Source organism: Izhakiella australiensis (assembly GCF_002006995.1).
In the GTDB taxonomy this organism is placed as follows: domain Bacteria; phylum Pseudomonadota; class Gammaproteobacteria; order Enterobacterales; family Enterobacteriaceae; genus Izhakiella; species Izhakiella australiensis.
Window position 1 is genome coordinate 1 of record NZ_MRUL01000011.1, and the last position, 13,954, is coordinate 13,954.

The 13,954-nt window shown below is 56.1% G+C and carries 16 protein-coding genes and 1 pseudogene; 6 read left to right on the plus strand and 11 right to left on the minus strand.

Features of this window, described 5'->3' with window-relative positions; all coding sequences use genetic code 11:
* The 4 genes from BTJ39_RS15170 to BTJ39_RS15185 all read right to left on the minus strand — a co-directional run.
* Positions 1-580, minus strand: a 580-nt coding sequence (locus BTJ39_RS15170; protein WP_139356360.1) for a baseplate J/gp47 family protein, incomplete at its 3' end; no start/stop codon positions are given.
* Between the two features lie 82 nt (positions 581-662).
* Complete coding sequence (locus BTJ39_RS15175; protein WP_078003540.1) at positions 663-1,538, minus strand: AAA family ATPase; 876 nt, start codon at positions 1,536-1,538, stop codon at positions 663-665.
* Positions 1,539-1,548: 10 nt separating this feature from the next.
* Entirely contained in the window at positions 1,549-3,597 is a 2,049-nt protein-coding gene (locus BTJ39_RS15180; protein ID WP_338418164.1) for a Mu transposase C-terminal domain-containing protein, read from the minus strand.
* 15 nt (positions 3,598-3,612) lie between these two features.
* The gene (locus BTJ39_RS15185) at positions 3,613-3,879 is read right to left on the minus strand and encodes a helix-turn-helix domain-containing protein (protein WP_078003541.1); all 267 of its coding nucleotides are present in this window, start codon (positions 3,877-3,879) and stop codon (positions 3,613-3,615) included.
* A gap of 157 nt (positions 3,880-4,036) precedes the next feature.
* Between BTJ39_RS15185 and BTJ39_RS15190 the strand changes: the two genes are divergently transcribed.
* From BTJ39_RS15190 to BTJ39_RS15200, 3 genes and pseudogenes are all read left to right on the plus strand, one after another.
* A complete protein-coding gene (locus tag BTJ39_RS15190; RefSeq protein WP_078003542.1) occupies positions 4,037-4,609 on the plus strand; it encodes a helix-turn-helix domain-containing protein in 573 nt (190 codons plus the stop codon).
* 252 nt (positions 4,610-4,861) lie between these two features.
* Positions 4,862-5,599 (plus strand): annotated as a pseudogene (locus BTJ39_RS15195) (FGGY-family carbohydrate kinase); the annotation flags it as partial.
* 12 nt (positions 5,600-5,611) lie between these two features.
* Complete coding sequence (locus BTJ39_RS15200) at positions 5,612-5,962, plus strand: cupin domain-containing protein (protein ID WP_078003543.1); 351 nt, start codon at positions 5,612-5,614, stop codon at positions 5,960-5,962.
* Between the two features lie 126 nt (positions 5,963-6,088).
* Here BTJ39_RS15200 and BTJ39_RS15205 read toward each other — a convergent pair whose 3' ends face one another.
* Positions 6,089-6,835 carry an SDR family oxidoreductase gene (locus BTJ39_RS15205; protein ID WP_198412952.1) on the minus strand — a complete coding sequence of 249 codons (747 nt, stop codon included), beginning with the start codon at positions 6,833-6,835 and terminating at the stop codon, positions 6,089-6,091.
* Between the two features lie 215 nt (positions 6,836-7,050).
* Here BTJ39_RS15205 and BTJ39_RS15210 point away from each other — a divergent pair, with 215 nt between their 5' ends.
* Positions 7,051-7,965 (plus strand): AraC family transcriptional regulator, encoded by a 915-nt coding sequence (locus tag BTJ39_RS15210; RefSeq protein WP_078003667.1) that lies wholly within the window; start codon positions 7,051-7,053, stop codon positions 7,963-7,965.
* A gap of 24 nt (positions 7,966-7,989) precedes the next feature.
* Here BTJ39_RS15210 and BTJ39_RS15215 read toward each other — a convergent pair whose 3' ends face one another.
* Positions 7,990-8,613, minus strand: a complete 624-nt coding sequence (locus BTJ39_RS15215; RefSeq protein WP_176110330.1) for a TetR/AcrR family transcriptional regulator — start codon at positions 8,611-8,613, stop codon at positions 7,990-7,992.
* Positions 8,614-8,688: 75 nt separating this feature from the next.
* On the opposite strand from BTJ39_RS15215, the gene BTJ39_RS15220 reads away from it, so the two are divergent.
* On the plus strand, positions 8,689-9,582 hold the full coding sequence (locus BTJ39_RS15220; protein WP_198412953.1) for an SDR family NAD(P)-dependent oxidoreductase: 894 nt from the start codon (positions 8,689-8,691) through the stop codon (positions 9,580-9,582).
* On the opposite strand, the gene BTJ39_RS15225 is transcribed toward BTJ39_RS15220, so the two are convergent.
* A complete protein-coding gene (locus BTJ39_RS15225; protein WP_078003546.1) occupies positions 9,528-10,337 on the minus strand; it encodes an SDR family NAD(P)-dependent oxidoreductase in 810 nt (269 codons plus the stop codon). The genes BTJ39_RS15220 and BTJ39_RS15225 overlap by 55 nt on opposite strands.
* Positions 10,338-10,384: 47 nt before the next feature.
* Here BTJ39_RS15225 and BTJ39_RS15230 point away from each other — a divergent pair, with 47 nt between their 5' ends.
* Positions 10,385-10,768 (plus strand): winged helix-turn-helix transcriptional regulator, encoded by a 384-nt coding sequence (locus BTJ39_RS15230; RefSeq protein WP_078003547.1) that lies wholly within the window; start codon positions 10,385-10,387, stop codon positions 10,766-10,768.
* A 14-nt stretch (positions 10,769-10,782) separates the two neighbouring features.
* Here the strand turns inward: BTJ39_RS15230 and BTJ39_RS15235 are convergent, their stop codons facing one another.
* The 4 genes from BTJ39_RS15235 to tehB form a co-directional block, all read right to left on the minus strand.
* Positions 10,783-11,166, minus strand: coding sequence for a hypothetical protein (locus tag BTJ39_RS15235; protein WP_078003548.1), 384 nt, complete (start codon positions 11,164-11,166; stop codon positions 10,783-10,785).
* A gap of 179 nt (positions 11,167-11,345) precedes the next feature.
* Positions 11,346-12,779 carry a magnesium transporter gene (gene mgtE, locus BTJ39_RS15240; protein WP_078003549.1) on the minus strand — a complete coding sequence of 478 codons (1,434 nt, stop codon included), beginning with the start codon at positions 12,777-12,779 and terminating at the stop codon, positions 11,346-11,348.
* Between the two features lie 132 nt (positions 12,780-12,911).
* The gene (locus BTJ39_RS15245) at positions 12,912-13,118 is read right to left on the minus strand and encodes a YfgG family protein (protein WP_078003550.1); all 207 of its coding nucleotides are present in this window, start codon (positions 13,116-13,118) and stop codon (positions 12,912-12,914) included.
* 211 nt (positions 13,119-13,329) lie between these two features.
* The gene (gene tehB / locus BTJ39_RS15250) at positions 13,330-13,938 is read right to left on the minus strand and encodes a tellurite resistance methyltransferase TehB (RefSeq protein WP_078003551.1); all 609 of its coding nucleotides are present in this window, start codon (positions 13,936-13,938) and stop codon (positions 13,330-13,332) included.
* Positions 13,939-13,954 lie beyond the last annotated feature (16 nt).

A 13,954-nucleotide genomic window follows, 5' to 3' on the forward strand; every position in this document is an offset into this window, starting at 1 on the left:
CGGCAGGCGGGCGGCGCATCAGCTCCAGCAGGCGGGCCAGTAGCGAGGCGTCGCTCTCGGCCTCCGTGCCACCACGCATGCTCGTGATGGTCACCGTGCTGTCCAGCCCCTGCGGCGCACTGAGCAGGTTGCCGGCGGTGTTGTCGCCAAGATTACCCGCCATGCCGGCAGTCATGGCGCGGGCACTGACAGTGGCTGCGCCTTTATCGCCAAGCCTGGTGTCTGCTGTGGTCTGGTAGAGCACACTGCCGTTTATGGCACGAAACTGCAGGCCGGCAGCAACGCGGAGACCGGCAGTGCCGGTAAGTTGCACCTGACCGCCTGCCGGGCTGGCGGGTTTAGGGGACAGTCCACGGGTACGGGCATGCATTACCAGCCAGTCATGGTCGGCGGTATCGGGAAATATCTGGCGCAGTATCCAGGTCTGGTCGTTGTACAGCCCCTGCGCCACGCCGGAGACGGCATTCGCCCGGATGGCATAATCGCTGTCGCCGGCAACGTCGGCATCGGGGAGCTGATTGCGGATATCCCGCAACTGTTGTTCGGTAATGTCGGCGAGTGCCGGTACGGTACGTGCCATGTAAACCCCGTTTAAATCACTTTTACCGGATGCGTGAACGTCAGCACATCGCCGCCGGCCTGGGTCACCGTGATGGTAAGTTTCAGCCAGCCGGTGTCGGGGGCGCTGCCCGCACCACACCACGAGCCAGCTTGAACATCCGGCGATAATTACCCTTTGAATACTTGAGAAAAGCCCCGGTAATTGACGCATCGCCGGCATAATCCCGTCCGTCATCGGTGGGCAGCAGGCTGGCCAGGATGGTGTTGAAATCCTCCACCTCCGACTTGCCCTTGTGCGCGTCCAGGTCGAGCGCCATTCCGACGCGGCTGTACAGCTGCGCAAACTCGCCGCGAGAGCCTTTGAGGTTGATAAGCAGGCGCGGCATACCTGCCAGCACCACCGCCACGCCTGAGCGGTCATGTACGCGCCGCAGCGCTTCCAAGGCGCGATAGGGCAGCAGTTCGGCCTCGTCGACCAGCACCACCCAGCCGGTGTCCTTCAGCGCATCGACGCACTCGTCGCTCAGTTCATGGATGGTGCCGGTCTTTTTCACACCCAGTCGGGCGCACAACTCCTGCAGCAGCACCTTGGCGGTATAACCCGGGTCGGCCTCAATCAGGATGGCCCCGCGACTACTGGCCGCGTATTGACGCAGCGCCATGCTCTTACCCATACCGGCAGGGCCATAAATGACGCCGATATCGCCGGCCAGGTGCGTTTCGGTGATAAGCGTCAGCGCCATATCCGCCAGCCGGGTGTGAACAAAGGTTTCCTTCACTTCACGGCGCTTGGCGCGTTCCTCTTCGCGGCGAATAAAGTCGCCGAGGGCGGCTTCAACGTTGGCGATATTGCCTGCGTAGCTGCCGCTCAGGTATTGAGAAACCACAGCAGTGCTCAGTTTTGATTTGGTGGCGACCTGTTTTTGGGTGTAGCCGGTCCCCTCCAGCAACTGGATTAATTTTTCTCTGATATTCATTTAAATACCCTTATTGGTGATTACTGGCTTTCTTTAAATCGTCTTCAAATTCCGATTCAAATAAATAAACTTTTTCCGGCTCTTCGATATTTCGATGTACAGCGAACAAACTGAGGTCAATCTCCGGCTTTTGTTCAATGGCGGGTCTGAGTTCCTCATCCACGCGGGCAATCTGCTGTTCAAGCCGCTGGCGCCGGCGTTTGTGGCGTTTTTCCTGCAGCTGGTCGACGTACGCTTTCGGGAAGGCGTCTACCTTGTTGCCGTTCCAGATGGCGTCACAAATCCAGGAACCGTCCATGCGGCGCACAATAACGCTGTGTGGGTCGTGGATATCGAAGCATACCCGGACTTCTTCGCCTTCAACGCTGGCAAGCTCAGTGCTGAAATAGATATTTTTGAACAATTTAATTTCCCCGCGACGGGCCGTGCATATTTTCTCGGGCCGGAACATTTCATGCAGCTCCGCGCTGGTGAGAAACATAATGCCGATGTTGTCGCGTTCAATCAGATATTTGCGGTACGCCAGCGGTGACCAGTGCTGGCCGTTGTCGCGCACGGGCAGGCTGCTGTGAGGCCGGTTATTATGGCGCTCCACCTGGCGCTCAATCTCCTCAATCAGCTGTTCCCATGTCGGCACTTTGCATAAGGCCGCCTGCTGCACCTCCTTGAGTGCTTTTCCGTTCTCAATGGCATTCACCGCAGAGTCCACCTGCTTGCGGTACTTGCGTTGCGTCTCCCGGTCACCAGATTTACCCACCCAGGAGCCGAATTTCATCGCGGCACGCCTGGGGATTTCCTGGTTAAGGCGCTCAATGATGCCACGCGCCTGCGGATTGCCGGGAATACCGGTCGGGTGTTCGATTTCAAGACGGGAAAAAATACCCGTAATGTCAGCGTCGAAGACCTTGTTCTTTTCACCGCCGCCGTTATCGGAGTAATAAATCAGCGGTACGCCATACTGTGACACGGCATGGCGCAGGGCATCGCCCACAGCTACTTGGCTCTCCGATACGCCAAGACTCCAGCCCACTACCACGCGCGTACACCCATCGATAACCAGCGTAATTTCGGGTCTGAACGGCTTGCCGGTAGCCGGATTGATGACCTCCATCTTCATGCCGTGGCCATCGCCGACCCAGACCCCGTTCACCGGCATCACCGACCAGTCGCGACGCACGAACGGCAGCAGGGACTTGTAATCGGAGCCGGTCATGCGACCGCGCTCACGCTCGGCTTTGGGTATCTTTTTCAGCGCATAGCGCACGGTATCCAGTGAGGGCAACGTTGACATCATGACGGGGTTATTGCCGTGATGTTTTGCCCACTCTGCCTCAAAATCCTCGTAGGCCATCGCCACCGTGGGGCGCTTGGGAGTGCAATAAAACCGCAGAAATTCCGCCATCCAGGGATAAGACTCAACGGCTTTGGCCTTGATTTTACCCGGCGCCATCAACGCCAGACGCTCACCGGGCGTTGCCGCCGTCAGATAATCCGAGACCCAGGACTGGAGCACCCGAACACCAACACCAAATCGATACTGCCCCTTACGCGCATTGGCAATATCAGCAGCCTTTTGCACTGGCTCAGGAAGTGTCCCCTCGCGGGAACGAGTGGCAACCAGTTCTACAGCGGCTTTACGCGTCATGCTGCCAATGTCCATCAGTTTGCGAACCTCCAGCACCAATGTGGTACGCGCATCGGCGATCTGCTTCTGACTGTCGGTCAGTGACCCCAGCTTACGTTCCAGCAGAGCAGGACACTTGCGCATGATCTCCAGCTCAGCCCGAACCTTCGCTGCATCGGTTTTACGCTCAACCGGCGCCACGCTCCGGCAATCAGACTGCTCAAGCACCTTGCTGTAATGGCGCTGTTTAACGATCTCCCGCGCCTTTTCAGGAAGGCAATCAACGTGATACTCAAAAGCTTTGGTGCCTAAGCGACGGCGACGGAATTGCGGGTTATCACCGGCGCACTTGTTCAGTCGACTACGAACATTGTGCTCCATGCTTGGAAAACCGGGCAGTGACAAGCATTCTTTAGCTGTTAACCAGATAGACATTCCATGCACTCCTGATTACGCGCTCAAACGATTTGTGTCGACGTAGCGGCTTGGCCATATCATAGACGGAGTAATCCCGATTTTTTGTGCGATCACCTCTTCGTAACGAGGGCACTGACGGTAAAATACATTACGTATAGCTCCATCTTTAAGACCTAGTTCTTTCTCTATATCGCCAAGAGCAATGCCTTTGCGTTTAAGCGCGAGGAGAATTGCCCCACTTGACCAGTCACAGCCATATTCAACAAACAGATCGGCTAGATCTTGTCTCGACAATTGCATTATGTGATCCTCTCTCGTTTAACCAAAACCGATAATCAAATTAGGTTATCGGATGCATTTAATTTAGTCGAACAATAATCCGTGGTCAATCTGTTTTTCGGCTTTTTGTTCGCAAGATGCAGAGACGGGCTGAAGAGCTTAATGGAGTTTTATAACAATGGGTTACATCAAAAAAACCGAAGTTGACACAAAAAACCGAGATCGGATTTTTGTGCTAAGCGGAATAAACCGTTTTGGAGAGCGCCTTAAGTCGGCAATGAATGGTATTAGTAACAATGAGCTTGCCAGAAGAAGCGGGATGTCCGAAACAACTATCAGAAAGTACTTACGGGGTGACATTTACCCTGGTATTGATAGCGCCGCTTTAGTTGCACAAGCATGTGGGGTTTCGCTGATCTGGCTTATATGCGGGATCGAACAAAAAGACGATGCTATCCCCAGGGGCGATATGGACACCACCGTTGCCACAGACCCGATCCTTACAACAATCCTTCAACGATTGCCTGCTGAACAAAGCGAAGCTTTAGCGGATGCAATTGTAATACATGGTGTCTCAGGCATACTGACTGCACTCAATGGTCTTGCCGCAGTCAGTGATTTTTTACAGCTTCCTCCTAATGAGAGGGAGCAGGCGTTGAGGATGCTTGAGTTAAATAAAAAGGGGGCATCTGAAACTAGTAAAGTAGACGCATCCCAAAGCTTAGCTTCTGAAAAAAAGCAGGCTGGTTGAGTAACCGTAGGCCCTAATGTTCATGATATCAACATAATCAGCCAGCCGCTCTTATGAAGTAATCAACCGTTTAAATGCACTTTAAACTAACGCAAACCACAATCATTCGAGTGCAGAATTTATTGCGAAAAAATCAATTTTGAGTCATTTTCTCGCCAGAGTGCAAAATCACTAAATCCTTCACAAGCCACGCCGCTGTTGAGTTTGCGGCCCTCATGAAAATATCCGATCAGTGCAGAAATGATTTCCCCCCCACATGTTGATCCTGAAATGAACGTGCGCGTGAATCCGCACGTCATTCCGGGGATGGTACAAACCGAATCCATTAGCTTCTTTACCGGTCTGACGATGCGCTGGTTCCGTGATGCTTTCTGTGCCGAAGAAAAGCTGATTGCTGAGCGTCTGGGCGTCGACGCCTACGCACTCATGGAGGAGATGGCTTCCCGGGTACCGGCAGGCTCATGGGGCGTAATGCCGATTTTCTCCGATCGGATGCGTTTCAAAAGCTGGTATCACGCAGCCCCTTCGTTCATCAACCTGTCTATCGATCCTGAAAAATGCAATAAAGCCACACTGTTTCGCGCGCTTGAAGAGAATGCGGCGATTGTGTCGACCTGCAATTTGCAGCAAATCGCCGATTTTACCGGGATCCATCCTACTTCACTGGTGTTTGCCGGGGGAGGCTCGAAGGGCAAACTCTGGAGCCAGATTCTGGCGGATGTTTCGGGGCTGACGGTCAACGTGCCGGTTGTCAAAGAGGCAACCGCACTGGGCTGCGCCATTGCAGCCGGGGTCGGAGCAGGGATCTGGTCATCCATGGCCGAGACCGGCGAACGACTGGTGCGCTGGGAGCGGGAGCATGTACCTGACAGAGAGAAGCACGAACTTTATCAGGAATCGCGCGAGAAATGGCAGGCGGTATATCAGGAGCAGTTAGGTCTGGTCGATCACGGGTTGACGACCTCTTTGTGGAAAGCGCCAGGTTTATAACAGGAGATCGTGATGATTAAATCGAATGAAGCGCAGCATGAGTACCGTTTTGGTGACAGTGGCCCGAAATACCTCATTCGCGGTCCGGTGTGCGACATGGGCGTTGTCATGCTCCAGCCCGGTCAGTCTTTTCCCAACCATCGCCACATCGAAGCCTGTGAGATTTTTTATACCCTGGCAGGCGAAGTGACGTTGTACCTGAACGGTGAGCCCTATACGTTAGGTTTGGGGGATGTTCTGCACTGCGATTCCGGTGAAGCGCATTTTCTGGTGAACCGAGGTGAGGTGCCGTGGAAAGGCGTCTTTGTTAAATCTCCGCATATCCCGGGAGACAGTCATCCGGTTGATCCGGCGACGTATTAGTCTCCGACATTTTTAGTAAATACTGGCAATCGTCGATTATATCTCAGACGACAATCCAGACGCTGGCCCGCGCTTGACGCCCTGGCGGGCCAGCATCAGCTATTCGCCCGCCCGCCGGTTAAGCGATTACCAGCCCTGTTCGGTCGGCAGCACGAAGAGTTCAGCCACATCCATGCGCTGCGGTGATTGCAGGGCAAACAGAATGGTGTTTGCAATATCCTCACCTTCGAGAAACGTCATCGACGCTGCCAGATTGTCCATCTGTTGGCGGTAAGCGGCATCGCTAATTTGCTCATAAAGCTCCGATTTGACCGCGCCAGGCTGGACACAGGTGACGCGGATATTATGCTTTGGCCCGATCTCCATCCTCAAGCCGTCGGAAAACGCGGCGACCGCAGCCTTGGTGGCACAGTATACCGTCAGCCCGGTAAACACCTTGCGTCCGGCAATAGATGACAGGTTAAAAATATGCCCCGAATGCTGGTCGATCATCTGTGGCAGCACGGCCGCCGTGGCGTTAAGCACACCGCTGACGTTAACGTCAACCATGCGTTGCCATTCAGCAACTTTCAGGCTGTCGATATCTGAAAGCGGCATCAGTCCGGCATTATTAACCAGCACGTCAATGCGGCCAAACTGTGCGATCAGGGCTGCGGCGGCAGTTTTGCAGGATGCAGGATCGGTCACGTCGGTTTTCAGAGCGACGGCGCGCCCGCCGGCGGCGGTAATTTCGGCGACCAATGCCTCCAGTCGCTCTGTGCGCCTGGCGGCTAAGCCAACGATCAGTCCTTCCGCAGCGAGTTTGCGCGCTGTTGCCGCACCTATGCCGCTGGAAGCGCCGGTGATGAGGGCAATTTTATTTTTGATACTCATAGGATTCTCCATAATTTGTCCGTGAACTCTCTGTTATTACGGCAAAGGAGAATTTAGCGCGTTGGTGATGACGCTGCGTGCGCAGCTTTGCGCTGACTGTTGCGATTTTGCGCCGAAGTGAATAACGCCATAGCCTCCCGGCTGTTGATCTCGCGGCGTGCAGGCTAAGATATATCACGATGTTGTTTGGCCTAATCTCAGCGAGGTATATGCCAGTGCCGGACCCAATCCCCCCTTCACGGCGTTCTGCCGGCCATGCGTTAGAGCAGTACATCAACGGCGATAAGATCGTGCAGAGTGCCGGCGATGCCTGGAAGGAGGTAGAGGCGCAAATATTCCGCCGCGCACCTTTTGAGGAAAATGTGCTGGTCCCGGCTATCGCTGAGCCGCTGCTGGTGTGGATAATTTCCGGCGAAGCACGAGTGGAGGAACGTGAACTGAACGGAGGCTGGCGTGGAACTGAGGTCAGGGCAGGGGCTTTTTATCTGACCCAGGCCGGCGCGCCCTATCTTTTGCGTTGGCAGGCCAGAGCCGGTGTGCGCTTTGAGGTAATGCATCTTTATCTGGGATTTGAGTTGATTGAACGGGCTGCCCGCTCGCTGGGACTCAATCCCGCACGGGTCAGCATGCGCGACCTTTCCGGCGCGAGCGATCCGCTGGTCTCAGCGTTGCTGAGCGGACTGGCTGACGAGCTGCGTGCCAGCCACCCGGCCGATAGTTTGTTCGTCAGGGGGCTGCTGGATAGCCTGAGCATCCATTTGCTGCGCAATTACGCAGACCGCCAGGCTGCTGGCGGACGTAAACCTGCGCAGCTTCCTGCCTGGAAGCTGCGTAAAGTGCTGGAACATATGGACGCGTTTCTGGCCGAACCCTTCTGCCTGCAGCGGCTGGCTGAGATTTGTGCCATGAGTCGGTTTCACTTTAGCCGCGCCTTTCACAATACCCTTGGACAAAGTCCATCACGCTGGTTTATTCACCGTCGGGTTGAGCAGGCGAAGCAAATGCTGCGCGAGACTGACAGGCAAATCATTGATATTGCTCTGGCGGTTGGTTACGGCAGTCCGGGACACTTTGCGCAGGTGTTCCGCCGGGAAACGGGCATCAGTCCGGGAGAATATCGGGCAATGTAGCGGCAAAATATCCGCGCGGCAGCATCAGGGGGGCTGGTGAGATAATGCCTGTCTGGCCGCGTCAAATCGCCCGCGAATATGATAGCTCAATGGCTGACTCTCATCGCCGCTGCGCCAGTCTTCTAACGCGATGCGCAGGATAGTGACCGCAAACCCGGCCTGCAGCTGTAGGATCGGGCGCTGCGATGGCTCTGGCCAGAGCTGGTACATCGCCTGCACCAGGGTTTCTTCCATGCGCACCAGCTGCGCTTCTTTGTGTAATTGCAGGGCGCGGGTAGAGCGCAGGATGCGATCGGCGGCTTTTGAGTGCGGCGTTTCGTAGCGGGTGGATAGACGACAAAAGCAGTCACAGGCTGCGACTAACGGGGCCTGTTCCGGGCCCTGTTGCAGAAATTCCTGTTGCAGGCTGCTGCTAAAGCCGCTGCCCTGGTGGGCAAGCAGCACCTCTTCTTTGCTGCGGAAGTAATGAAAAAAAGTGCGGCGGGAGATGCCCGCCGCGTCAGCGATTTGATCGAGCGTCGTGGTCTCATAACCCTGCTGCAAAAAAAGGTTCAGACCGGCATCAGCGATGCGGGTCAGGGTTGCGCGGCGCTTTTGCTGGCGATGGCCGGTGGCGTCGGCGCCACCGCTTTCCGGGGTGTGGTTCATATCTGACTCATTTGACAACCGTACTGCGGCCATGCTAATAAATTTTTGCACTAAGTGCAAAAATTTGGAGGCGTTATGGCTGAGCAGAAAGTCTGGTTTATCACCGGGGTATCACGAGGTTTTGGCAGAATATGGGCCCAGGCCGCACTGGCGCGGGGCGACAGGGTTGTGGCGACGGCGCGACGGCGCGAGGATTTACAGGATCTGGCGCAGGCGTATGGTGAATTGGTACTGACGCTGGCGCTTGACGTTACCGACCACGAGGCGGTACTGGCGACGGTGCGCCGTGGCGCGGCGCATTTTGGGCGGCTTGATGTGATAGTCAGCAGCGCCGGATATGGTTATATGGGCGCCGTCGAAGAGCTGGACGTTGACCAGGTGCGGGCCAATTTTGAAACCAACGTACTGGGAACCCTGGCGGTTATCCAGGCGGCGCTACCGGTGCTTAAAGCCCAGGGTAGCGGCCATATTATTACCGTTTCCAGCGTTGGTGGCGTGCTGAGCTTTCCTACCGGCGGCGCCTATACGGCATCGAAATTCGCTATCGAAGCGCTGAGCGAGGCGCTGGCCGGTGAAGTCGCCTCGTTTGGCATCAGGGTCACTATCCTGGAGCCGGGCTCTTATGCCACGGGTTTTGGTGCATCTACCCGTATGGCAGCGCAAATCGCAGAATATAACCCGGTGCGTCAGGCGGTACGGGCCGGCTTCAGGCCCGAGCAGGTGGGCGATCCGCATGCCACCGCAGAGGTTCTGCTGACTCTGGTGGATGCTGAACAGCCGCCGCTACGGCTGGTGCTGGGCGCGACGACCATACCGATGTTTTTGAACAGGCTTATCAGCAGCGCCTTGCGCTGTGGAAAGCATGGGAGCCTCTGGCGGTGCAGGCTCAGGGCTAAGATGGGCTACTGGCTGGCTTACAACCCCGGCCACATGCCGCCGTCCAGTCGCAGGTTGGCGCCGGTAATATAGCCAGCGCGCGGGCTGACCAAAAAGGCTACGGCGTCGGCGATCTCTTCAAGGGTGCCGACGCGCGCCATCGGTACCTGAGCGAACAGCGGCAGCGCTACCGATTCAACCGTCTGCCAGCTGGCATCTGCGGCCACACCATGCCCGCTCGCCGCCTGGCGAAATGCGCTATCAAGCGCTGCGCTGTGAATGGTTCCCGGCGAGATGCTGTTTGCCGTAATCCCCCCGGTCGCCACCGCTTTCGCCAGCGAGGCGGTCATGGCTAGCATCGCTGCTTTGGCGGCGGCGTAGTCTGCGCGTGCGGCTGGCGGCATCAGCGCGGCGAGGCTGGAAATATTCACCACCCGTCCCCAACCGGCCTGGCGCATCGCGGGCAGCAGGCGCCGGGTGACGCGCACGGCAGCCAGCACGTTTTTATCATAACCGCTGGCCCAGGCTTCGGCTTGGGTCGTGGTCCAGTCCTGCGCGCTGCCGGAACCGCCAGCGTTGTTAATCACGATCTCTACCGGGCCGGCTTGCGCAACGGCATCATCGACCATGCGTTGTACTGCGGCGTCATCGGTCAGATCGCCGGTGACGACAAAGGCGCTGCCGCCCTGGGCAATAATTGCCTGCGCCACTTCTTCGGCTCTGGCCCGGCTGCGGCCATGGACGATGACGCTAGCGCCTTCGCGCGCTAACCCGTGGGCAATACCTTCACCGATGCCTTTGCTGCTGCCGGTGACCAGCGCAACCTTGCCAGCAAGCTGTAGATCCATGGTGTTGTTCCTGTGTTAGGGTAGAGGGTCGATTAGAGGGCAGCCCGATGAATGAGTCAATTACGCACCTAAAAGTGCCTGTGGCGGATGACGAGCGCCGCGTTTGCCTGGGGCCGGATGGCTCAATGGCGCATGTGAGTAGGATAATGCGCATGCTGAGCGGACGCTGGAAGCTGCCGCTGCTGTTTCGCCTGTTTGCCGCGCCGACCTTGCGCAGCTCGCAGTTATTACGCGATATGCCGGGCATCTCGCAAAAGGTGTTGACCCAGCACCTGCGGGAGCTGGAGCGCGACGGTCTGTTGTTGCGGCGGGATTTTGCCGAGCAGCCGCCGCGCGTAGAGTATCAGCTCACCCAGGCGGGGCGCGAGCTGATGCCGGTGCTGGTCGCGCTAAGGGAGTTTTCCCGCAGCCACCCACAGGCTAAGGGCTGAGCAACGGCGGTCCCTTAGCCCTGGTCTTTGGCCATCAGCTGCTGGCCTTGTTTAATCGCATCCTCTTCGCTGGCGGCGAATAAGATCGGGTAGCCAAAGGCTTTGCTGGCGGTTAGCGCTGCCGCTCTGGCCGCCGCCGGAATGGGTTTGTCATTTTCCAGCACGATCATGCCACGGCACAGCTGGCGCATTTGCTGCTTGATTTGCTTAAAGAATTCAACGCGCTTTTTACGATCTTCTTTAGTTTCATTGCGATGGTCATCTTCAGAATGGTCGGTGACCAGAACAAACGGTTGGTTTTCGCCCAGTAGCTGCTGAAACTGCTCTTCCAGCGGCGTATCGCTCTCAACGTGGGCCCGTACGAGCAAAACGGGTGCATAGGTTTTATCTATCAGCATATTTTTTCCTGGCTGGATTGGCTGCTCGGATAATCGCGCCGGCCTTATCAACTGAGCCGCGCGGGGACGCTTTGCAGCATGCCACGAGCGATACAGCCTGCGCTTACTGTTAGCCGCCAGGATCACGTACAACGCCGCCATTTTTCAGGCGGCGCGGGGGAAATGGGTCAAAGACGCCCTTAGTGGGGGAGTAAAAAAACCGTCGCCAGGCCGAGGAAAATAAAAAAGCCGCCGGTATCGGTCAGCGCGGTAATTAGCACGCTGGAGCCAACGGCCGGATCGCGCTTCAGCCTGGTCATAACCAGCGGGATAGTAACGCCCATCAGCGCGGCCAGCAGCAGATTCAGCACCATCGCCAGCATCATTACGCCGCCCAGCGCCGCATTGTCGTACATCGCCCAGGTAATGCCGCCCATAATACCGCCCCACACCAGGCCGTTAATCGCCGCGACGCCCAGCTCGCGCATAAACAGAAACGAAAAGTTGCCCGACTCGACCTGATGCAGCGCGAGGGCGCGGACGATCATGGTGATGGTCTGGTTACCGGTATTGCCGCCGATACCGGCAACGATTGGCATCAGCGTTGCCAGCGCGACCAGCTCGGAAATGGTGCCTTCAAACAGGCCGATGACCCGTGAAGCAATAAACGCGGTGCAGAGATTGATAGCCAGCCAGGTCCAGCGAGTGCGCACGGCCTTTTGTACCGGGGCAAACACATCCTCGCCGGGGCTGACGCCGCCCATTTTACGAATATTACTGTCGCTTTCCTGATTAACGATATCGAAAACGTCTTCAATGGTTACCCGGCCGACCAGCTTACCCTGATCGTCGATAACCGCAGCGGAAATCAGGTTGTAACGTTCAAAGGCCCCGGCGGCGTCTTCGGCTTTATCCTGCATATGAAAGGTGGTGGGATCGCCGTTCATCACCTGCGCAACCGCCATTTCCGGCGCGTTAAGCAAGATATCGGTCAGCGCCAGTTCGCCGCGTAAGTGATTCTCGCCGTCGGTGATAAACAGCTTATCGGTTCCCTCCGGAATTGTTTTTCGCTGGCGCAGAAAGCGTTGAACCGTTGCCAGACTGATATCCGCTGGCAGGGTTATAAGATTAAAATCCATGATGCGTCCGACGCGGTCACGGTCGAAGTGCATCATTTCTACCACGCGCTGGCGCAGATGTGGCTCCAGCGAGGTCAGCAAGCGACGGGTCAGATCGCCCGGCAGCGCGTTAGCCAGCCAGGCCTGATCGTCAATATCAAGCGGCGCCATAGCCTGCAGGATATCGGTGACGCTCATGCCTTCAATCAGGCTTTGCCACACCGTTTCGGCCGCTTCCAGCATGACCAGCCCGCGACGGCCATTGTCTATCAGGCTCCACAGCGCCAGGCGCCGTTCTTCCGGCAGTGACTCCAGCATATCGGCCAGGTCGGCAACGTGAAGCTGGGCTGCTTTTTGTTTAATTTCCCAGACTTCATGCTGCACGGCGTCGGGCAGCGGCGTTTGACGCTGCTGATAGTTTACCAACGCCTCCACCAGGTCCTCATGCTGGAGCAAGAGCGTCAGAATACGGTGGCGGCTGTCAGCCAACTGCTGAGAATGGTGCGTGGCAGACATGTTTAATCCCTTGCGCCTGAAATTAAGACAAATTAATTACGCAAGCGTAGCGTGAAAGCGTTATGCCGGGCAATAAAATGTTAATCCATCGTTGGCATGCAGAAATTGACTTCAGCCAGGGGGGTATTGAGTTTAGTCGTCGTTATTAACTTTCACTGTGACAGGGGCGGCAGGCGCGCTGACTTCCAGCTGTTTTTGCTGGTGATGAGAGATGGCACCGGGAATAACGAAAACAAGGCGGCCGATAAGGATGATAAAACTGATCAGCAAAACGATACGGGTCATTAAGCTCGATTTACGGCGCTGACGACGATGATAGGGGGTTGTGGCGCTGTCCACGCAAAGAGTCCTGTATTGTACCCGACTGGGCGACAGGCCAATTAAGTCACAACCTGGGGTTAGGGTCAATGGACATTTTGCACAAAAAATAGCTAATTTTTACAATTGAAAGTGATGACGGCTGATAAATAAAGCGCTTTATGGTTATAACCCATTGCCTGCTGAGTAAATTCCGCAGGCAATGGCCGTTAAAGATGCCAGTTAACAGACGCTAATCTTTTACGTAAGTTTTTTGCGCCAGCAGGGTAGCGAAGCGCTGGGAAATGCGCTGGCCGTTTTCGTCGGTGCGATGCAGCTGACCCACGTTTTCGTTGTATTTCACAATATGCCAGTTGCGATAGTAATGACTCAGCTCACCCGATTTAAAGGCGAAGGGAAAATCAGCCTGGCTTGGATAGTCGGGCGTGTCCATTGCGGCGACGAGCAGGTTATAGCCGTCTTTGGCCGTTGAAGCCTGCATGTCGGCGATAAGCTGGGGAATGGTCGCCGGCTGTAAGAACATCATGACTACCGTTGACAGAATAAAGTCCCAGCTGCCGTTAAAGCGATGATTATTCAAATCCACCCTCTGAGTTTCAATACCGCAGAGCTGCTCGGCTTCAATTATCCGGTTGAGATTTTCCAGACTGCGCGGGTTACGGTCCCACGCCGTTACCTCAAAACCTTTGAGATTAAGCATCAGCGCGTTGCGGCCGTTGCCGCAGCCTAAATCAAGGGCTTTGCCGCCGGAAAGCGCAGGGAACGCGGCGAGCACTTCTGAATGGGTCGCCGTAAGCTGGTATTTCTGTGTAAAGTAATTATCCGGTAGTACGGGTTTCATATTTATTAGCCTGGTT